23 protein-coding genes are annotated in these 19,222 nt (G+C 33.7%); 7 read left to right on the forward strand and 16 right to left on the reverse strand.

Features of this window, described 5'->3' with window-relative positions; genetic code table 11:
- The first annotated feature begins 57 nt into the window (after positions 1-57).
- Positions 58-1,110, forward strand: coding sequence for a phosphotransferase enzyme family protein (locus tag YQ22_RS07850; protein ID WP_071340734.1), 1,053 nt, complete (start codon positions 58-60; stop codon positions 1,108-1,110).
- On the opposite strand, the gene YQ22_RS07855 is transcribed toward YQ22_RS07850, so the two are convergent.
- From YQ22_RS07855 to YQ22_RS07870, 4 genes are all read right to left on the reverse strand, one after another.
- Positions 1,091-1,816: a TVP38/TMEM64 family protein gene (locus tag YQ22_RS07855; protein WP_071340735.1), complete on the reverse strand. Its 726-nt coding sequence runs from the start codon at positions 1,814-1,816 to the stop codon at positions 1,091-1,093. The genes YQ22_RS07850 and YQ22_RS07855 overlap by 20 nt on opposite strands.
- Positions 1,817-1,820: 4 nt before the next feature.
- On the reverse strand, positions 1,821-2,705 hold the full coding sequence (locus YQ22_RS07860; RefSeq protein ID WP_071340736.1) for an SdiA-regulated domain-containing protein: 885 nt from the start codon (positions 2,703-2,705) through the stop codon (positions 1,821-1,823).
- A gap of 94 nt (positions 2,706-2,799) precedes the next feature.
- Complete coding sequence (locus tag YQ22_RS07865; protein ID WP_071340737.1) at positions 2,800-4,074, reverse strand: PorY family sensor histidine kinase; 1,275 nt, start codon at positions 4,072-4,074, stop codon at positions 2,800-2,802.
- A 12-nt stretch (positions 4,075-4,086) separates the two neighbouring features.
- Positions 4,087-4,764, reverse strand: a complete 678-nt coding sequence (locus tag YQ22_RS07870; protein WP_071340738.1) for a response regulator transcription factor — start codon at positions 4,762-4,764, stop codon at positions 4,087-4,089.
- A 160-nt stretch (positions 4,765-4,924) separates the two neighbouring features.
- Here YQ22_RS07870 and YQ22_RS07875 point away from each other — a divergent pair, with 160 nt between their 5' ends.
- Complete coding sequence (locus tag YQ22_RS07875; protein ID WP_071340739.1) at positions 4,925-5,371, forward strand: PepSY-like domain-containing protein; 447 nt, start codon at positions 4,925-4,927, stop codon at positions 5,369-5,371.
- A gap of 70 nt (positions 5,372-5,441) precedes the next feature.
- On the opposite strand, the gene YQ22_RS07880 is transcribed toward YQ22_RS07875, so the two are convergent.
- The 9 genes from YQ22_RS07880 to YQ22_RS19435 all read right to left on the reverse strand — a co-directional run bounded on the left by YQ22_RS07880 (position 5,442) and on the right by YQ22_RS19435 (position 12,106).
- Entirely contained in the window at positions 5,442-6,008 is a 567-nt protein-coding gene (locus YQ22_RS07880; RefSeq protein WP_071340740.1) for a TlpA family protein disulfide reductase, read from the reverse strand.
- 108 nt (positions 6,009-6,116) lie between these two features.
- On the reverse strand, positions 6,117-6,305 hold the full coding sequence (locus YQ22_RS07885; protein ID WP_071340741.1) for a hypothetical protein: 189 nt from the start codon (positions 6,303-6,305) through the stop codon (positions 6,117-6,119).
- A gap of 132 nt (positions 6,306-6,437) precedes the next feature.
- Positions 6,438-6,656, reverse strand: coding sequence for a hypothetical protein (locus YQ22_RS07890; protein ID WP_071340742.1), 219 nt, complete (start codon positions 6,654-6,656; stop codon positions 6,438-6,440).
- A 40-nt stretch (positions 6,657-6,696) separates the two neighbouring features.
- Positions 6,697-6,966: a hypothetical protein gene (locus tag YQ22_RS07895; RefSeq protein WP_058104618.1), complete on the reverse strand. Its 270-nt coding sequence runs from the start codon at positions 6,964-6,966 to the stop codon at positions 6,697-6,699.
- An 8-nt stretch (positions 6,967-6,974) separates the two neighbouring features.
- On the reverse strand, positions 6,975-7,151 hold the full coding sequence (locus YQ22_RS19085) for a hypothetical protein (protein ID WP_156894545.1): 177 nt from the start codon (positions 7,149-7,151) through the stop codon (positions 6,975-6,977).
- 422 nt (positions 7,152-7,573) lie between these two features.
- Positions 7,574-8,335 carry a hypothetical protein gene (locus tag YQ22_RS07900; RefSeq protein WP_071340743.1) on the reverse strand — a complete coding sequence of 254 codons (762 nt, stop codon included), beginning with the start codon at positions 8,333-8,335 and terminating at the stop codon, positions 7,574-7,576.
- Positions 8,336-8,589: 254 nt separating this feature from the next.
- Entirely contained in the window at positions 8,590-11,205 is a 2,616-nt protein-coding gene (locus YQ22_RS07905; RefSeq protein WP_071340744.1) for a M14 family metallopeptidase, read from the reverse strand.
- 72 nt (positions 11,206-11,277) lie between these two features.
- Positions 11,278-11,613 carry a GIY-YIG nuclease family protein gene (locus tag YQ22_RS19430; protein WP_083414212.1) on the reverse strand — a complete coding sequence of 112 codons (336 nt, stop codon included), beginning with the start codon at positions 11,611-11,613 and terminating at the stop codon, positions 11,278-11,280.
- A gap of 106 nt (positions 11,614-11,719) precedes the next feature.
- Positions 11,720-12,106, reverse strand: coding sequence for a GIY-YIG nuclease family protein (locus YQ22_RS19435; protein ID WP_198033524.1), 387 nt, complete (start codon positions 12,104-12,106; stop codon positions 11,720-11,722).
- Between the two features lie 158 nt (positions 12,107-12,264).
- Here YQ22_RS19435 and YQ22_RS07910 point away from each other — a divergent pair, with 158 nt between their 5' ends.
- The 4 genes from YQ22_RS07910 (at position 12,265) to YQ22_RS07925 (ending at position 15,618) form a co-directional block, all read left to right on the forward strand.
- On the forward strand, positions 12,265-13,473 hold the full coding sequence (locus YQ22_RS07910) for a site-specific integrase (RefSeq protein ID WP_071340745.1): 1,209 nt from the start codon (positions 12,265-12,267) through the stop codon (positions 13,471-13,473).
- A gap of 236 nt (positions 13,474-13,709) precedes the next feature.
- On the forward strand, positions 13,710-14,093 hold the full coding sequence (locus tag YQ22_RS07915; protein ID WP_071340746.1) for a (deoxy)nucleoside triphosphate pyrophosphohydrolase: 384 nt from the start codon (positions 13,710-13,712) through the stop codon (positions 14,091-14,093).
- A gap of 101 nt (positions 14,094-14,194) precedes the next feature.
- Positions 14,195-14,515, forward strand: a complete 321-nt coding sequence (locus YQ22_RS07920) for a hypothetical protein (protein WP_071340747.1) — start codon at positions 14,195-14,197, stop codon at positions 14,513-14,515.
- Positions 14,515-15,618, forward strand: coding sequence for an ImmA/IrrE family metallo-endopeptidase (locus YQ22_RS07925; protein ID WP_071340748.1), 1,104 nt, complete (start codon positions 14,515-14,517; stop codon positions 15,616-15,618). The genes YQ22_RS07920 and YQ22_RS07925 overlap by 1 nt, the downstream gene beginning before the upstream one ends.
- A 3-nt stretch (positions 15,619-15,621) precedes the next feature.
- Here YQ22_RS07925 and YQ22_RS07930 read toward each other — a convergent pair whose 3' ends face one another.
- The 3 genes from YQ22_RS07930 to YQ22_RS07940 are packed head-to-tail and all read right to left on the reverse strand — an operon-like array spanning position 15,622 to position 18,302.
- Positions 15,622-16,533, reverse strand: a complete 912-nt coding sequence (locus YQ22_RS07930) for an alpha-glutamyl/putrescinyl thymine pyrophosphorylase clade 3 protein (RefSeq protein ID WP_071340749.1) — start codon at positions 16,531-16,533, stop codon at positions 15,622-15,624.
- Between the two features lies 1 nt (position 16,534).
- Positions 16,535-17,332, reverse strand: coding sequence for a hypothetical protein (locus YQ22_RS07935; RefSeq protein WP_071340750.1), 798 nt, complete (start codon positions 17,330-17,332; stop codon positions 16,535-16,537).
- Between the two features lie 4 nt (positions 17,333-17,336).
- Positions 17,337-18,302: a thymidylate synthase gene (locus tag YQ22_RS07940; protein ID WP_198033525.1), complete on the reverse strand. Its 966-nt coding sequence runs from the start codon at positions 18,300-18,302 to the stop codon at positions 17,337-17,339.
- Positions 18,303-18,862: 560 nt separating this feature from the next.
- Between YQ22_RS07940 and YQ22_RS07945 the strand changes: the two genes are divergently transcribed.
- Positions 18,863-19,201: a cyclic-phosphate processing receiver domain-containing protein gene (locus tag YQ22_RS07945; protein WP_071340752.1), complete on the forward strand. Its 339-nt coding sequence runs from the start codon at positions 18,863-18,865 to the stop codon at positions 19,199-19,201.
- Positions 19,202-19,222 lie beyond the last annotated feature (21 nt).

Below are 19,222 nucleotides of genomic sequence, written 5' to 3' on the forward strand. Positions count from 1 at the left end.
TTTATCGCAAAAGCCCCTTTTTCTATACCTTTAAATGCTTAAACTTGCTTCGTACAAATGACTTCGGCATCTATCATTAAAATACTGGTTGAATTCAACCTCAACGGTAATTCTACCCAGTGGACACCACTTAATAACGGACTTATCAATGACACTTATTTAGTAAAAGAAGATGATGGTGAGCAGTATATCCTTCAGAAAATCAACACGCAGGTATTTAAAAATGCCGGTATTTTAATGGCAAATATTCAATTTACATTGCCCATTCTAAATGCTGATGACTATGAACAAATAACTTTTCTAAAAACGAGAAGCGACAAAAATTATCTTGTTCAAAACGATGAGTTTTGGCGAATGATGACCTTTATTCCCAACAGTACTACGTATAATACCACTACCCACCCAACTACCGCATTTGAGGCAGGCCGTATTATTGGTAAGTTTCATCAACTATTACAACATATTGATACAACTCTTATTGAAGACACGTTGCCAAATTTTCATAAGCTGTCTCACAGAAAAGATGAGTTTAAACAAGCCTTGCAAGATGCTACCAAAGAAAAGCTTAATGTTGCCGATAAAGCTATTAAAAAAGCACAGCATTTTATAACCGAGCTTGCCCATTTAAATACAGGTAGCCTACCCATTAGAGTTTGCCATAATGATACAAAGCTTAATAATATTCTCTTCTCAAAAACATCTGAAAAAGCATTGTGCCTAATTGATTTGGACACTATAATGCAGGGATTTTTCTTTTATGATTTTGGTGATGCCATTAGAACCATTGTCAATACTGCTGCCGAAGATGAGCAAGATCATAGCTTAATTACATTTAACGAAGCATTGTTTACTTCCTTCGTAGACGGCCTGGCATCTTACGGACCCTTTTTATCATCAGCCGAAAAGGAAAGTCTTCCGCTTGGTGCTGTATTTATGCCCTTTATTCATGGCTTACGGGCGTTGACCGACTATTTGAACAACAATACATATTACAAAGTCAGCTACGAAAATCAGAATTTAGACCGTTGTCTTAGTCTCTTTAATTTTGCGGAAAAAGCACTGGACCGTAAACACTATATGGCTAAGTACATTAAGAATGCTCTTGGCTAAGTTTCTTGTTTTTTGGTTTCTTCTTTTTATCATACCAAACGTAAGCTATAAAAAACAGCAAGCTCACTAATGAACCCCATAGCAACCCCATTTTTAAGTCGTCTATATTTTTACCAAAAACGGCTATGAATATGGTCAATGGCAATATACCTGCCAACGTTGCCCCCATGAACCTCCAGTACCCCATACCTAGAACTCCACCAACAAAACTTATGGCATCATTTGATAAAAAGGGATTCAACCTGGTAATAATTACGGCCCAAAACCCATAGTCATCTAAAAATGATGCTACTTTTTTTTCAGATTTCTTTCCTATAATTTTCTTCACGAATGCATCGCCAAAATAACTACCTATAAAGTAACCTACCGTAGAAGCGGCAAATACGGAAACAATGATGATTACACTGCCCCAAACGGGACCATAGGCCAATACCGAAACAACCATTAGCAAAATACTGGGCACTACCAAAAGAAAGAGTTGGGCTACCATGGCCAACACCAGTACTACCGGACCAAACCATCCAAAACCAGATACCCATTGCTGAATGCGCTCTTCATTATCACTTGTTAAGACAGACCATGCTTCATTTAAAAAATCTTGTACACTGGGTACTACAAAATAAGCTACTACCAACACCACCAAAATACCTATAGAGATATATAACGGTAGTTTACTTTTAGTTGTATCGTCTTCTTTGTTTGGCATATAATTAAAGCAACAGTTTTAATTTTGTGATGGTGCCCACACCATCTTTTTTTCCTTCACTTGAGATATACAGGTCTCCATCTGGGCTAAAAGTAATGCCTTCTGGTTGCGGAAATACTTTCTTGCTTAAACTATACCCATTCTTTGCCACTCCGTTTTTATCCAATATCAACAGTTTGGGTTTAGCCCCTTCTAGCATGTATATTTCTTTTGTTTGGGGATGAATTGCAATATCAGATGGTCTAAAATTATTATAAATCTTTTTCTCCCTAAAGTGTTTTAATACCTCATCATCCATATCTAGTTGCATTACTGGATTATAACCCATAGTGAACTCGCTTAATGAGAAGGCATAAACACCTTTTGTATTATCAGCATCTATATCACGGTCTTTGGGGATCATCAATAGTTGATTTGCGGATAAATCCAACCAAAGACTTTCCATGTTATTCTTTTCATTAAACCTGGTTTTATACTCGGTAACCTTCCTATCCTTATGTTGAAAATTCTCAATAATGGTTATTGTACCATCACTTTCAAGCGCATAGGCATTGTTTCCTTTTACAGCAAGGCCTTCATAATCACCTGCATTGCCAAATTCAATTTCCTCTACTACTTTTCTCTGCTCAAGATCATAGATATAAATAATACCGTCTTCATCTTGTATTGCAGCTATTTGATGTTCACTTATCCATGAAATACCTGAAACTTCCCGTAATTCTGCCGGCAACTCCCATCTTTCTGAAATTTCATATACTGCCTTATTAGCACTATCATAGGGTAACCAATCTCTAAAGTTCATAAAAAGGAAACCCATACCTAAAACAATGGCTGTAATGGTCCAAAATTTTACTTTAGCCATATTCAATGTTGCATTCTTAGTTGTCATAATTCCTTTATTTAAAACTATTTATATAAAAATAGCCTTCAAATATGTAAAGAAATAGGAACTAATGCGCTTTGATCCGTTTTTTATAAAAACCTTAACCCTTTACCTTAAATAGGATCATAAAATGGTGTTGCCGGCTATAGCTATACCTTAATTGTAGGTTGTATTTATCAGCAATAGCTTTACTTATGGCGAGACCTAACCCTGTTGAACGGCTATCTGTAGAAACCTTTTTAAATCGTGAAAATAATTCGCCAGAATCCAATGCTTTCTCTTTACCATAATTTTTGATGGTTACACTATTTTCATCAATTACAATAGCTATTTCCTTACCTTCTTCGCCATGGATTATGGCATTTTTAATGAGGTTGTTGACCATTATAATTGCCAAATCGGTATTCATGGTATACCGGATTTTGGCATTAGATATTACATTGACCTGCATGTTCATATGGTTTGCAAAATCTAAAAAATCTGCCGCGACTTTCTCTATAAGTGCATTAAAATCAATATCCTCCTCTTCCAAATACTGACGGTTATCTATTTTAGACAGTAATAATAGCGACTTGTTCAGGCGTGTTAAACGGGTGAGGTTATCAAGAACTCCTCCTATTTCTTGGGTCTGATGCCCTGTAAGTTCATTTTTCTCCAATAGAAGTTCTAGTTTATTCATTGCAATGGCCAACGGGGTCTGTAACTCATGTGCGGCATTTTCAATGAACTCCTTTTGTGCAATATAACTATCGCGAGACTTCTTGGTTAACTTTTCTACACTTTGGTTCAGTAAGTTAAACTCATCTATATCCGTGGGCTCTTGTTGGATAGGTTCATCTCTTTCAATTCTAAATCCTTTTAATTTATCAATTAAGGAGTAGAAAGGTTTCCACACCTTTTTCAAGACCAAATTATTAAGGACCACAATACTCAATACCAACGCCAAATACAGCCCCACCAAATAAGTAAACAGGTTCTCTATTTGATCATCTTCTTCCACCATTGACGTTATAAGCTTGATCTTATAATAGGTGTCATCTTGCACAAAAGTACTTTCAAGCATTCTAATGGGCTCAAACTCATCTTCATTCTGCATGTACATTAAAGTATCGCGATAACTATCCTTATTGATGTCATGACTAACTGGAGCTACCCTTTTAATGGTATAGTTGTTTACCCCAAACTCCGTATCCTGCAATAAACTGGGATCTATTTTTACCGCATCAATAATTAGTTCTTTTTGGTTTTCCAAGCCATCATCTAAACTGTCGTACACCTCATCTATCATAGCAAAATAGAAGATAACCGCCCAAACGGAAATGAGAACTATGAGTAGTAAGGCAAAATATTTTGTGGTGTGGTTTAGAAGTTTCATAGTACCTGCTGCTTATAAGACCAGTAATTTATAACCAACACCATAAACCGCTTCAATTTCAATTGTAGCAGCTGCATCTGACAGCTTTTTACGTAAATTCTTTATTTGCGAATAAATAAAGTCGAAACTATCGGTTTGGTCAATATGATCGCCCCAAACATGTTCTGCCAATGCGGTCTTGGTCACCAGCCTTGTTTTATTGGCTACCATATACCACAGTACATCATATTCCTTTCTGTTAAGTACTACTTCTTTTTCATTGATATGCACGCTTCTACTGTCTGGATCAATGTTTACATTACCGATTTCTATAAATTTATTACCGTCAAAAGTTCTACGACGAACAATGGCGTTTACACGTGCATGTAACTCGGCCATATGAAAGGGTTTTGGCAAATAATCATCCGCTCCTAAATTAAGGCCCATAATACGATCATCTAAAGAATCTTTTGCCGAAACAATGATTACTCCATCATCCTTACCAAGTTGTTTTACAAGTTTTAACAATTCCAGTCCGTTCCCATCGGGCAAGGTGATATCCAATAAAATACAATCATAATCGTAAATGCCAATTTTAGATTTTGCCGTTTCATAATCAGAAGCCGTTTCTACAGTATACTGTTCACGCTCTAACGTTTGGCGCATATTCTGTAGCATTTGGGGTTCATCTTCTATAATTAGAATTTTCATGGCATCATTATTTGCATCAATAATATAAAAGAATTCTAGAAAGATATGGGAATAATGTTGCAGTACTAAATAGTTGTTAAAATTGAGCACATCAATTCCATTCCCAATTTCTTCTAGATTTGATCCTTTTCTTTGAACTGAATTTAAAAATTATCTGATCATGAAGAATAGAAATATAATAACTGCAGCTTTTACATTACTTGGTGCATTCTCAATATTTGCGCAGGATATGAACCCTGATAATGTACCTGCAAATTTAAAACAGAATTTTCAGAAAAGTTTTCCTCAGGCTACCGATGTGGAGTGGGAAATGGACGGGCAGTCTTATAAAGTAGAATTCGATATGAATAGAAATGAACATGAAATATGGTACGCTACAGATGGTACTGCTACGAGAACGAAACAAGAAATGACCGAAGCAGAATTACCACAAACAATTAAAACGGCCATAAGCGGAAACTATGCCGGGTATAAAGTAGATTCCATTGAAAAAACTACGGTAAATGGAAATTCAACATATGAAGTAGAACTTGAAAAAGGATGGAACAACGAAAAGGACGTTGTTTTCAATGAAGGTGGAAAAATACTTAGTGAAATGATTGATTGATGTTTCTTTGATTGGGAAATGTGGGAAAGGCCGGAATTCAGTTTTCGGCTTTTTTTTTTATTCTAAATTATTACTTTGCCAACAACTCATTCAGCAAATTTCTCACTTTAGAACCGTTCCAATCCGCTGCACCGGTCTCCTTAATGATAATGGTACCTTGGGCATCAATGACATAATTGGTAGGTATACTATTTTCTTGTAAAATTTCCGGAGTCTGTATTTGTGGAAAATAGATAGGTAGCTCATAGCCTTTCTTACGAACAAACCGCTGCACAATTTCTGGTTCTTCATGGGTCAACAATAGAAAATTGACTTTGTCCCCGAAGTCTTTATACAATTCTTGAATTCCCGGTAATTCTGCAATACATGGCGGGCACCATGTTGCCCAATAACTAATGAAGGTAACCTTGCCTTCACCAACGGCAACATTTCTTGAAGCACCTTGCAAATCTGTAACCGCGTATTGAAATGGCGCCACTTGATTTTGGTCATTGGCGTCTTCTAAACTGGGCGACCAAACTGCTACTCTTAGTTTATTGACCGCTACTTGAATAGGTGTTCTGGTCTGTGGAATCAACAGCAGTAAAATGAACACCACAAATATGATATCGCTAATTTTGAACTTCCTCTTTTTCATATGGGGTGTGAGTCGAAAAACATAGTGTTTACTAACAGTTGAACGTAATTGCCTCTTTGTATCAGATTAAACCACAATAAGGTTAAATTTGTGCAAATTCTTAAGGAGTTATCCTTTCTTGCTTTCCTTAAGATACCCGTTAAATACCACACCAAATAGGGCAACCCATATCAAACGGAAAATCCAGATATTCATGTCAATTCCAAAAAACTGACCTGTTTCACTGTTGCTAACAAAGCTATAGGCTATTTCAATTATTGCTATAACCATACCAATAATAAAAATTGCTTTTCTCATATTACCTTATTTATTGGCACCGTCAAAGGGTATACTACCCTGAGGCTTGCCTCGAATTTAATAGTTTGTTTCCTTTGAATACCTCATGGGCTTGCTCTGAGGTGTTTTTACAATCTGGAATCCAATTCCTTTTTAAAGGCATTCATATGCTTTACATTCAACGGAATAATTGCCGATAATGCCAACGGAACTGCCAATAACGGAGTTAAGCCATCTTGTATAGAAATGTAAATAACAAAAAAGCAAGGCTAAGATTAAAATAATTGAAAAAAGCCATACAATAGTTTTTGCCATAGTATACTTATTAACCAGTTCTTGGGTACTTAATTTAGCTAAGGCTTCTTTGGTCATTTCATTTCTTATTTGGCAAGTCCATGATTAGGTATAACCGCTATTCTTCAACATCGTCCTTAGACTTGTTGTATTTGGTAAACTCTACTTTTTTATCTTCCAATATTTTATAAAACCTACGGTGACTTATTTTAAGGTCTTTGGTAATTTGCGCCACCTTTTTAGTTTTCTTTTTGTAATGTTTTATTTCTGCCGTAACGGCTTTATTGAAGTAGTATTTATGTAGAGCATCAACCACTTCTAACTCGGTCTTATTGCTATTGTTAGCCAGCTGATCTATTTCAGATTTAATTTGTTGTAAGCCTTTCATATCTTATCCTAATTTTCTGGCACTGGGTCAGAGAACCTTGATTTTAAATGCGCATACTTATCTAAATCTTCTAAAGAGTGGTTTCCGTAATCATTGACAATATCAAATTTTACGTTATTGTTTGCCAAGAAAGTGGCTACTCTTTCTAGCTCTTCGGGGGAACCTTTAATTTCAATTTTTGCCATTGTTTACAAATGCATTTATTTTAGTGTTTGCCTAAATTTAGGAATATTCTTTTGAATTTGAGCATTGAAATACCTTACCCAACACATATACCTATGAAAGTTAATTGAAAAATTATTTATCACGCCAATGAATTGTCAATGCTAAACCTCTGCTACATTCATTTCTGATAGCATTTTTTTAATTGAGGTAAAGGTGAAAAGTTTTCTGCAAACAAAGGGTAAAAAAAGACCATTAATAAAGAGCAACACTAATAGATTCTGGGGGAACTTTAGTATACTAATATTAAGGGCAGCCTCAATTTAACATTTAATTAGGAAATACAAAAATCAGATATAAATTCAATGGTATTTAATTACCAGAAATGATATAAAACAAAAAAAGCAGCCGATTAGGCTGCTTTTTAATTTATCCAATTTACTTTTTATTCACCTACATAAGAAAATGTGGTAACGTAAGTTTCATTCTCATCTGAATGCTCAGATACTGTTGAAACCGTTGCAGTTGTAGGGTAATCACCGTCATAAGTATATGACATATTAATAGTGTACTCTATTTCACCTTCCTCATTTTTATATAGTACTTGTGACGGATTGTTGTTTGGGAACAATGCTTTGGCCCTTACAATTTCTTCTGCTTGTGGTGCTGCCGCAAAATTTAATCTAGTTTGATCCATAACATCGATCAAACCTGCTGCTTCTGCAGTTTTATAAAATGGGTTTGGCTTATCATCATAAGAGATTTCAGCGGTGTAATACACTACTTCTTCTTCACCGGTCATGTAATCATAGTCATATTCTATAAACTTGATCACTGATGGATTGCCATTTTCATCATATTCCTCTACTTGGCCGGTTTCAAAAGCATCATACGGTGATTCATATAATTCTTCTACATTACCATTGTCTACATTACCGGAAACATTAGCTAAATTTCCATCTTCGTAAATGAAATTAGTGGTTTCTGTTCCATCAAAAATAGAATTCAACTGTAGCTCGCTATTATAAGAAAATATAATACTGCTGCTATCATCTGAATTTTCGGCAGACGCCACATCTATTGAGCTTATTAGCTTTGTTTCTACTTTACCGTTTACTTCTTCAAACTCATCTGAGGTAGAATCATCACAACTAAAGTTAAGGATTGCAACAGATGAAAATAGTAATAAGTGTTTAATTGATCTCATGTTTAAATTTTGATTTTATTTATTGTTAGGTCTATACTTAACCATTAGCTTTTAAAAATATTGTAATGTATTTATTACGGAAATCCGTAATAATTCAACGAGGTCAACTACCACGGTGTTTGTAGGAATATTTTGATTCGAAAAAAAATAAATAAAAAATGCCCACCGAAATTCGATGGGCATTTTTGGTACCTAACCTTTCCGTTATTGAAAGATTATATCACTTTATTCTATGTTAATTCATATACTTAATACTATTCTGCGGCTCCTTCAAAAATAGTATTGAATATTAGTTTATAGGTACCTCTTGGTTGTGCTCTAAATTGTGGCCTAAATGCGAACAACACAACAGAACCCTTACCGTATGTTGCTTTGACCATAGCTGGTTTTTTAGCAATGTACTTTTTCTCGCCCATTGCCCAGCCACTCATTAAAAGGTCTTTCTCCGCATAGGTGGCAATTACCTCAACTTCTGGAGCAGGTGCATCTTTTATATCTTCTGTACCACCTTCGCCTTTTTTACTTTGCTTATCAATAACAAAGGCACGACTTTTATTGAAGGATACAGCAACGGTATCTTGCATACCAAATGCCAACGGATGCGTGGTATCTATACCTGTCTTGATCAATGAACCCGGTATAAAAAATTCTTTGCTATCTGTGTCTTCGGTAGCGTCTTTTAGGGGTAAACCAAATTGCTCTATCACATAATTACTGGCAGCATCAAAAGCCATTAAAGTCCCGCCATTTTCTACGTATTTGCTCAAGGCAAGCGAACCTTCTAAACCAATACCACCTGTAAACTTCTCTGGCATTTTTAATGGTGAGTTACCATGTAAAATTGATTTTGCGCGTTGCGATGGTATGATCAGTACATCATACTGCGATAAATCTTTTGTTTGTATGTCTGTATCGTGAAGCGTATCGGTCTCGAACGAATATTCATCCATGATAAAGCGTGTCCACCCTTCATCCATATTGGAAACCCAAGATTTATACAATCCTACTTTTGGCGTATGTACCTTGGTCATTTCCACTTTTGGCTCGGCAGATAATCCAACAACTTCTAAACCATATTCTGCCGCTAAGTCATCTATAGATGCACTACCGCCCGAAACAATATATGACCCAGCAGGATATTCAGTTTTACCCGACTTAAACGCAGCTTTGGTTTTATGTGCCGTACCGCCTGCTTTTAATACTTTATTGGTCACAGCAACAGATGCATTACTATTGGCACTTAATAGATACCCAAAGGAAGCATTCCCCTTTACACCACCTTCATAGTACGGTGCAGAAGCTAGCACTTTTTCTGTACTTACCTTAAAAGGTTCTGCAATTTTATCTACTGCAATACCCATTTGCATGGGCAATGTCCAACCGGCTAGATCATAAGGAGTGTCTGGTGGACCGCCTGGATATTGAAAACGCGTTGGGTAATTCTGCTTTTCCATCAAATCCATTAAATACGGTCTAAAGGCTTGCGCAGTGTAAATTACATACGAACCTTTCTCATATTTTTTTCCGTTAATCTCAAAATTCTTAGTGGCTTTTTCAATTTCAATTCCCCCTTTTAACAATACGTTTACCAGGTTTACAGATTCAAAAGCATCCCACTGCTCTTTTGCTATTACATATGCGAACGGACCTTCCTCTTTTGATTTCTCAATTGCAGAAGCTCCCATTTTATAGATATTGTACAAGTAGTTGCTCTTACGATCAGCTGCTAAATCCAGAGTTGCCCAAGTTGCGGTCAGCATATAGTCTACGGCATCTCGAAAATGAGATTCGCCACCTTTCCAAGGGTCCGGATACATAATATCAGTACCATCTGTAGGTGTGCCACCTGCTACCGTTTTCGGTAATTTTTCTGGATCGTAATATCTAGGTGTTGGCGAGGTATGCCCAACTTCCGTTAAAATACCGATCATATTGTGATAGTAAGGCACGGTACGCCCACCACCGTTCCAGAACATGGTATAAAAATTATCGGCAATGGCACCTGGCATATTCTCCAATGAAAATCTTTTGGTCATTGCAGAGCCTACTTCACTTACACCGGCAGTGATTGCCGGGTGTATTCTTGGGTTTACAGGATCTGCATATGGTGGTAATGATATTTTTGTCCAAGATGGTGAAGATTGATGGTGGTTATATACTATCTGTGGATACCATTCATTGTACAAAATCTTAGTTACATTATAGGTTTCTGGCATGGTATTCATAAACCAATCCCTGTTATTATCATGCCCCATGTAATAGTGATATAAAATTGGCGGACGAGACGTTTCATAAGCAGTACCCAAATTCTTCTTGTACCAGTCTACAACAATATCCAACCCATCAGGATTCATTACCGGCATTAATATCGTAATTACATTATCCCTAATTTTTTTAATCTCGGTAGTTTCTGAAGTAGCCAAGGTATATGCAAACTCAGAGGTCATTTGACCGTGTGCCAACTCTGTAGAGTGCATACCACCGTCTATCCAAACCACAGCTTTTCCTTCCTCGGATAATTTCATGGCTTCTTCGTCAGAAACCTGAACACGGGCTAGTTTGGTACTAATGTCTTTCCATTTATCTAAATCTTTTAGGTTTTCCTCACTAGAAATAAACAGAATGTACATTTTTCTACCTAGTACCGTAGTTCCAATTTCTACTTTTTTGACACGATTAGATGAAGCGTCTAGTTTAGAAAGGTAGTCTTCAATTTGGCTGTAGTCTGCCAATTTATAATCGGCACCGACTTTGAAGCCAAAAACGTCTTCAGGTGAAGGTACGGTTTGCGCCATGGTCATGGGCATACACGAAATGGCTAGTACAAGGGTCAGCAATGCCGCCTTGTACCAAGAGATTTTTGTAGTCATTTTTTGAATTAGTTTGTTTGAACTAGGAAATTAAGAAATAGTAAAGAGTTGCGTAAATCTTACAAACAAAGATTATGTTAAAAGAAATGTTAATTTCAGAGTTCGTGATTTGATGGGGGTGTTTTTGAGGAAATGGTTTATCCAAAGATAAAATCTACTTACATGTGGAAAGATTGATATTGTTAAAATCACTTTATTTTTAACAATTCTTCTCAACAAGAACAGGAATAATGCGCCTATTAGTAGTAGCTCTAAGTGTAATTTATGTTTGTGATTCGAGGTAAAGCTTTTTGAACCATAAGCACCTGCGTTGTGATTTTCAATACGTTGGTCTAAATCTTCATGACACGCACCAATATAGAATTTGTTAAGTGTTGTGCTGTATAGAATGTAAGTATGTGAAGACATGGTTTGAAATAAAAAAACTCCATTACATCAAATGATCTAATGGAGTTTTAAAAGTGGTCCCACCTATCCAAAAGTTGAACACCTGTCCCGATAGCTATCGGGAGCATCAGCTGCTCCTGGTTTCATTAAATATCTTATCTCGTAGCTCTGCATATGTATTCAAGTTCCGAATGTAAACGCTACTCTTCATTGATTTTATTTTTCGTTCTAGGCGAATTGCATGGGTATAATCATCACAATCAAACTTTAAGAACAAAACCCAATCATTTGTATTCGAGGTAAAGCTTTTTGAACCATAAACACCTGCGTTATGATTTTCAATACGTTGGTATAAATCTCCATGACATGCACCGATATAGAATTTGTTAAGTATTGTGCTGTATAGAATGTTAAGTATGTGAAGACATGGTTTGAAATAAAAAAACTCCTTTAAATCTAGTGATTTTAAAGGAGTTTTATATGTGGTCCCACCTGGACTCGAACCAGGGACCACCTGATTATGAGTCAGAAAGTTTTTGTTTTCAATTCTTTCTATTCATTTCTATTCCATGTCTTTGCCTTGATTTACAGTCAATTTAATTTTTATTTAGTTCTATTGAATTTTAAAAAGTTCTATAAATGTTCGACCCATGTTCGACCTAACACTAAATTATGGCAAGCATAAAACTTAAGCTAAAAAATAAAGCAAACTCAAATGGAGAGTATCCGATAGTTCTTCAAATAATAAAAAATAGAAAGGTAAAAATTATAAGTCTGGGGGTTTTTGGTAATCCTAAAACATGGGATTCAAAAGAGGGCTTATTCAAATCCAATCATAATAATGCAATTATTTTGAACACAAAACTTGAAAAAATTAAACTTAAAGCCCGGCTTATCCTTCTTGAATTTGAAGAGGAGGACATCAATTTTACTTTAGACGAGTTTGAAGCTAAATTTAGAACTGCATCAAATGAAACTCTTTCGGTTTTTGAATATTGGAACGAAATAATTGCTGAAATGGAAAGTTCAGAAAAGTTTGGAAATGCGGATGTAAATAAGGATACAAAACGATCTCTTTCAAAATTTCATGGAAGTGAAAAGCTTTTTTTTAGTCAAATTAGTGTGTATTTTCTTGAGAAATATGAAGTATTTCTACGATCAAACGGAGGAACAAATGGAGGAATCGGGGTTAAAATGAGAGCTCTTAGAGCATTATATAATTCAGCTATTAGGAGAGGTTTTGCAAAGAAAAATAGATATCCTTTTGCAGTTTATAAAATTTCAAAGTTAAAATCTAGTCCAATAAAAAGAGCGTTGCCAAAAGAGTTCATTAATAAAATCGAGGCTTTAGAAAATTTGAATTCAAATAGACTCACCAATGCTCGTAATTACTTTTTATTTAGTTTTTACACAAGGGGAATGAACTTTATAGATATGGCACTTTTAAAATGGAGTAATATTTCTGAGAATAGAATCTATTACACAAGAAATAAAACAAAGGTTAATTTCAATATAAAAATATTACCGCCAATTCAAGAAATACTTAATTATTATCAATTGAACGGAAATCATACAGATTATGTGTTTCCTATCCTCTACAGGGAAGATTATAGTTCGGAACAAATCAAAGAAAGGAAGAAGAAAATGTTGAAAGAGTACAATAAAGATTTAAAGCAAATTGCAAAACTTTGCGACATCAACAAATCATTTACAAGTTATGCTGCTCGTCATAGTTTTGCTAATTGTTTAGTACAAAGTGGAACCTCAATTGACATTGTTAGTCAATCAATGGGTCATTCAAGTGTTCTAGTTACAAAAGCTTATGTGAAAAATTTAGGAAGTACTATTCTTGATGATGCTTGTGAATCACTTTTACATTAAAATCTATTAAGTTTTGACAAAACTTAATAATAAATTTCTTCCTTTATAAGTTTATTAAAAATTAATATGTCTAGATATTAAACAATGTGGATTTATTATCTTGGCTTTTACTAACTAAATAGTAATCGACTCTATCAAAAAGAAAAATCTGAATAGTTTATTTAAGATATTTGACTATTTTTTAGTGTATTATAAATGACAACCTTAAAGAGATTTTAGTCAATACTGATAAAACTATGATGAAAGTAGTCTGCGGAATCATTTATAATGGTGACAAAATACTTCTATGCAGAAGAAGCCCTAACAAACATTTAGCAGGTTTTTGGGAGTTCCCAGGCGGTAAAATCGAATTAAATGAAAAGCCAGAATGCGGATTAATTCGTGAATTAGATGAAGAATTATCAATTTCAGTTAAAAAATTAAACTATTACACCACAGTAATCCATGAATATGAAAATTTCACAATCCAACTTATTGCCTATAAATGCATTTTTATAGAAACTGAAATTAAACTCTTAGATCATGACAGATATGAGTGGATGGAATTAAATAATATACTTGATAAAAATTTAGCCCCGGCTGATATTCCAATTGTAAATAAACTAAATGAAAATTTTTAATTTATTTATTATCATAGAGATAATGGTAAAAATTTTTAATACCTACTGTCAATAGTTATATATTCGCAGCTGAAAAAATGGACCACATTAACTATTAATAATTGAAGGTATCCTTTAGTAATATTGAAATTCGTGAAATATGCGAGGATAAGGAAAAGGCTATGTTGAAGATTGGACTTAAGGCTTCAATCCAACTACAGAATAGGCTCGCAGATATGTTTTCTGCTAAATCCCCTTTAGAATTAATTGTTGGAAGGCCTGCACCAATTGACAAAAAATCGCTAACTTACAAAGTAGATTTACACGATGGTTTAGCTATACTTTTCTTACCCAACAACTTGACCATTCCTAAGTTGCAGGATGGTAGTGTTGATTGGTCTAACATAACTCGAATTAAAATTCAAGAAATCACACAACTATAATGAATCGACTGGCAGATTTAAAACCTAATTGGAATTCCGCTCCGGGTAATACTATAATTGATATTTTAAATGAAAAATCTATTTCTATTAATGAGTTTGAGAAAGAAATGGGTCTTTCAAAAACAAAAATTAAAGGACTTTTAAACGGTCAAAATAGAATTGATGAGAAAATAGCCATTAGATTACAAAATACTTTAGGTGCTTCTTCTGATTTTTGGATAAATAGAGAAAATCAATTTCGTGAAGTGTCAAATTATTTATCTTCCATTGAAGATGAACAAAATCTTTGGGTAAAAACATTACCTATAAAAGATATGTTGAATTTTGGTTGGATTAAAAAATCAGAAAATCTTTTTCAAGATTGTTTATCTTTCTTTAACGTACCGGATATTGAAACATGGAACCTAAAATATAATATTAATAATGGTAATCCTGCTTTTAGGATTTCACCAAACATTGAATCTAAAAGTACTTCTATTGCTACCTGGTTGAGAAAAGGAGAGTTAATTGCAGAAAACATTAAATGTGATAATTGGAATAAAGAGTTATTTATCGACAAGTTAGATGAGATAAAAAAACTTACTAGAGAGAAAAATCCTAGAAAATTCATTCCAGAACTTATTAGTATTTGTGCATCTTGTGGTGTTGCTGTAGCCATTGTTCCTACACCCAAAGGTTGCCCGGCAAGTGGAGTGACTAAATTCATATCAAATCAAAAAGCTCTTTTACAGTTAAGTTTTAGATATTTAAGAGATGATAATTTTTGGTTTACATTTTTTCATGAAGCAGGACACTTAATATTGCATGAAAAAAATAGAACACATATAGAGGTAACTGACCGAAAAGCATACGTCCAGAGCGATGAAGAAATGGAAGCTAATAGTTTTGCTTCTGAAGTTTTAATACCTTATAACTTTAAAGGAGAATTAAAAACAATAAAAAGCAACAAAAGAAAATTAATTGAGTTCGCTTCCAAGATGGGAATATCTCCTGGTATTGTTGTAGGTCAAATGCAGTATAACAAAATCGTATCTCCCCAATACTTAAATGGCTATAAGAGATTCTTCAAATGGGATGAAATAAATGATGTTTTGAACTACTAATATTTAACCAGAAAAATAACTGTAGTTTAATATATCTTTTTGCCAATTACATACAGAATCTTCCAAAACCTGCATTCCAAATTTAATTTCTAAATGTTTCTCTAAAAGGGCGAACCATTCATCATATTTTTTGTTACTGGTATTTACACCAAATAATATAGCAGCTCCTTTTTTAGGACCGCTTGATCCTGACATATATGTAGAATCGGGAACTATATCTATAAGTCCTAGTTTCCCTATATTAGTTAAAAAGTCAAACTTGCCTAGCCTTCCAAATCCAATAACGGAATCCATCGAACGATAAAGTTCATTAAATAATTTTCTTGGGTTTGACTCCTTAGTTGTAGCTTCTTTTACAAAATCAAAATGAGACTTTCCTATCCAATTTAGATAAGTTTGAACAGTAGAACCTGTTCCTGTCGGTGAATAAGCATTTAAACTTTGAAATTTTCTATGATTACTAAACTTGCCTTTAGCCTTAACTAAATCATTATTCTCATAAAGCCATAATTTAAAATCATCAATGTTATCTTTGATTGCATCCCAAGACCAAAAGCTGGAAGAACCAAGTTTACCGTAAACGCTAATTAACAAACCCCATCCATGAGTATTATCTTTGCCAAAGTGGGTGGCTAAAAAAACCAGCCAAAAAGCTTCATCTAGATTTCCTTGTTGCTTATGCCAAACCGCTGCTAAAAATGGATTAAATGTTGGATTAAAAGGGTTAGCTACGTCTTCGGTGCTTTGTCTTTTAGCTATTATTTGTAAATATTTTACTCTTTTAATACTGTCAACAATCTGACGTATAAAACATTCTTTTTTTTCTTCAGAATCAATTCCTGGTAGTGGTACTTCATGAAATGTAGATAGTTTTTCGTCTATTTTATCGTAAAGTTCTTTATCCGTTTTTTTCATTTCAAAATGCTCTGTTTAATTGTTTAGCAATCCAATTTCTTATTGATTTCTGTACTTCTTTTGTAACTCCAAAACTACTTTGGATATTATGGTTATAACCCAACACCAATATTTTTTTATCGAGTGAAATCCCTCCAATTTCTTCTATAATTCCATTATAACTATAACCTTTTACGTCATTTGAATTTTTTCTTTTTAAATTCCATTCTGAGACTTCATTTTTATAAAAAACTTTAGAAGTTATTTTTTCTAAATTAGTAACTACAGACTGTCCATTTAAAATTAAAACATGAATGTTAGACTCTCTCAAAATTGAGCCTAAAATTGGAGACGAGTTTTTTAGTAATTTATTTTGTTCATTTAGATTTAAGCTAGACCATTTGAGCCTTGTGGCCCAAGGAACTAAATCTAAATGACATGCTTCATATGACGGAAAATAGTAAGATTTTGAAGTTCCAGATATTATATAATCGAGTCTTTTAAACCATTTGTCATAAGGATTTCGCGAAAAATACTCTTCACAACTTATATTAATTTCCTTTAGATGTTTTGAATCTACATCTACCCAGTTTTCTAATCCAAACGAATTTAATGTATGAAACCTTCTATTATCATCCTTTAATTCAATACCATCATTATTTATAAACTCCTTATCACTTGGATTAATACCTAACGTGGCAATTTTTGCTTTTTTTAGATTACCAAAGCATACAATAGGTGATGACCATGGAATAATCTGTAAGTTTTCTAAGTTTTTTTCATTAAACTCTTTGAAGATATAGTTTAAAACACTTATCATTTTCTTATAATCTTATTCTTCTTAATTTGTCTTCCACAATTTGCTCATAATCTATGTAAATAAGTTGCTTTTTTAACGAATCTATACTTGAATAATCTTTAGCTTTAAATTTTGAATGTATTTGTAACAATAATACGATATCCTTCCAATATTTAGTAAGGTTTTTATAATTATCGATATCAATTACTTTCCCGTCTCTTAAGGTTTTTTCTATCTCTAGAACAAGATTAATTTGCTCAAAAGGGCTACCGTCCGGAATTTTAGGCATCTCAACATTTAAAGATTGAAAACCTTCTTTTAAATAACCTTCTGCTAACTTTAGACTATTATCATACAAATGTAAACTACCAACGAAATGATAATACTCAGCTAATTCTACACCTAGCTCTCGAGCTATAATCTCTTGAAGCATTGTAAAACAGAATATATCATGAGGTAATCCAATATAAGCATCATTAGACCTCATATAAACAGACATTTTCAATGCACCTTCCCTAATTACAAATTGCATTGTACAAGTACAAGGTATGTCATTATACTCCTCGCTTAAATCACTAGAATCAAAGAGTTGAATTACCGCTCTTCTACTATTTCTTTTTTTACTTAGTAAATCAATTATATTCTGAATTTGATTATCACAGTTGTTGTTATTCCAAAATCTTGGACCGTATCCCCCATGTATTGTTTTACCATCATCAGAATAATCTCCATATTTGGTAAGGTAATATTCAATAAAATCTAAATTATTTGAACCAGACAAATACCATAATAATTCTCCAATTGCGCTAAAAGCTTTTCCTTTAGACTCCGTTTGACTCAATCTTGCTCTAGGGTTTTCTAATACAAGACAAGCACCAAATATTTCTTTATTTTTACCTTTAGTTGGATTAACGTCCAACCCTTCTTCAATTAATGATTTTAGTACATTGTACAATAAGTCGTCAAGTGTTTTTGCTTTTAAGCTTAACATAATTATTTATTCGTAAGTGTATTACAAATCAAAACTAATTAAATAAAGATTTAAGCTGCAATTTTTATAAGGTTTTTCTTAAAACTGATCTTTTAAAATTGATTTGGTTATGGATTGTGTTAAGATTAATCAAGAAAAATAATTGTAACTAGAGCATTGTTGTAAAAAATCTTCATTTTAAATTCATTTTCACCGAATCTTTAGTAATTATCAATTATCTCGAACTAAATCGCTTTATTACCATTTTTCTATTCAGAATATATATAATTCTAGAAATATTGTAATACATTTTTCATAGTCAGAATCAAAACCCAAATCTTACCAAAACTAATACTATGAAGTGCGAGGGTTTTTATGGTAATAATGATTAATTTAGAACAGGTAAAATTTAAACTTTAAGTGTCTATGGAAAATTCAACTACAATTAAGAAAGTAGAAAGTAAATTAAATCTAGTTATATCGGGAGTAGTTTTATTTGGAACAATAGCTTCGGTAATGTTAACTGCTGTTCTATTTAAATAGCCAATTGCTCTAATTTTTCAGGATTACCTAAAAGCAAAATGAAGAAACTCTTTTTAGACGATGTCAGAAGTATAGAAATGGTTTATGATAAATCAACGGAGTCGGAATTTGATATTGTTCGTACCTACTCTGCTTTTGTGGATTATATAAAAACAAAAGGACTTCCAAATTACATAAGCTTTGATAATGACCTTGGACTTGGTGAAGACGGGAAAGTAGCGCCTGATGGTTTGGCTGCTGCTAAATGGTTGGTTTATGAATCAGGATTTGATTTACGAAATTTAGAATTTAAAGTACATTCAGCAAACCCAGTTGCAGCTGAACAAATAAGAGGACTTTTAAATAATTATATAAAGCATTTAAAAACATACGAATAAATAACTGCACCCAACCCCGTA

The organism is Maribacter sp. 1_2014MBL_MicDiv (assembly GCF_001865655.1).
Classification (GTDB): domain Bacteria; phylum Bacteroidota; class Bacteroidia; order Flavobacteriales; family Flavobacteriaceae; genus Maribacter; species Maribacter dokdonensis.

What these genes read in the sequence shown, in the direction of transcription:
- YQ22_RS07945 (WP_071340752.1), top strand. Translation starts at nt 18,863, where the DNA reads ATGAAGAAACTCTTTTTAGACGATGTCAGAAGTATAGAAATGGTTTAT.
- YQ22_RS07900 (WP_071340743.1), bottom strand. Translation starts at nt 8,335, where the DNA reads ATGAGATCAATTAAACACTTATTACTATTTTCATCTGTTGCAATCCTT.
- YQ22_RS07875 (WP_071340739.1), top strand. Translation starts at nt 4,925, where the DNA reads ATGAAGAATAGAAATATAATAACTGCAGCTTTTACATTACTTGGTGCA.
- YQ22_RS07855 (WP_071340735.1), bottom strand. Translation starts at nt 1,816, where the DNA reads ATGCCAAACAAAGAAGACGATACAACTAAAAGTAAACTACCGTTATAT.
- YQ22_RS07850 (WP_071340734.1), top strand. Translation starts at nt 58, where the DNA reads ATGACTTCGGCATCTATCATTAAAATACTGGTTGAATTCAACCTCAAC.
- YQ22_RS07935 (WP_071340750.1), bottom strand. Translation starts at nt 17,332, where the DNA reads ATGATAAGTGTTTTAAACTATATCTTCAAAGAGTTTAATGAAAAAAAC.
- YQ22_RS07915 (WP_071340746.1), top strand. Translation starts at nt 13,710, where the DNA reads ATGATGAAAGTAGTCTGCGGAATCATTTATAATGGTGACAAAATACTT.
- YQ22_RS07930 (WP_071340749.1), bottom strand. Translation starts at nt 16,533, where the DNA reads ATGAAAAAAACGGATAAAGAACTTTACGATAAAATAGACGAAAAACTA.
- YQ22_RS07870 (WP_071340738.1), bottom strand. Translation starts at nt 4,764, where the DNA reads ATGAAAATTCTAATTATAGAAGATGAACCCCAAATGCTACAGAATATG.
- YQ22_RS07890 (WP_071340742.1), bottom strand. Translation starts at nt 6,656, where the DNA reads ATGACCAAAGAAGCCTTAGCTAAATTAAGTACCCAAGAACTGGTTAAT.
- YQ22_RS19430 (WP_083414212.1), bottom strand. Translation starts at nt 11,613, where the DNA reads ATGTCTTCACATACTTACATTCTATACAGCACAACACTTAACAAATTC.
- YQ22_RS19085 (WP_156894545.1), bottom strand. Translation starts at nt 7,151, where the DNA reads ATGGCAAAAATTGAAATTAAAGGTTCCCCCGAAGAGCTAGAAAGAGTA.
- YQ22_RS07865 (WP_071340737.1), bottom strand. Translation starts at nt 4,074, where the DNA reads ATGAAACTTCTAAACCACACCACAAAATATTTTGCCTTACTACTCATA.
- YQ22_RS07940 (WP_198033525.1), bottom strand. Translation starts at nt 18,302, where the DNA reads ATGTTAAGCTTAAAAGCAAAAACACTTGACGACTTATTGTACAATGTA.
- YQ22_RS07905 (WP_071340744.1), bottom strand. Translation starts at nt 11,205, where the DNA reads ATGACTACAAAAATCTCTTGGTACAAGGCGGCATTGCTGACCCTTGTA.
- YQ22_RS07910 (WP_071340745.1), top strand. Translation starts at nt 12,265, where the DNA reads ATGGCAAGCATAAAACTTAAGCTAAAAAATAAAGCAAACTCAAATGGA.
- YQ22_RS07880 (WP_071340740.1), bottom strand. Translation starts at nt 6,008, where the DNA reads ATGAAAAAGAGGAAGTTCAAAATTAGCGATATCATATTTGTGGTGTTC.
- YQ22_RS07885 (WP_071340741.1), bottom strand. Translation starts at nt 6,305, where the DNA reads ATGAGAAAAGCAATTTTTATTATTGGTATGGTTATAGCAATAATTGAA.
- YQ22_RS07860 (WP_071340736.1), bottom strand. Translation starts at nt 2,705, where the DNA reads ATGACAACTAAGAATGCAACATTGAATATGGCTAAAGTAAAATTTTGG.
- YQ22_RS07925 (WP_071340748.1), top strand. Translation starts at nt 14,515, where the DNA reads ATGAATCGACTGGCAGATTTAAAACCTAATTGGAATTCCGCTCCGGGT.
- YQ22_RS07895 (WP_058104618.1), bottom strand. Translation starts at nt 6,966, where the DNA reads ATGAAAGGCTTACAACAAATTAAATCTGAAATAGATCAGCTGGCTAAC.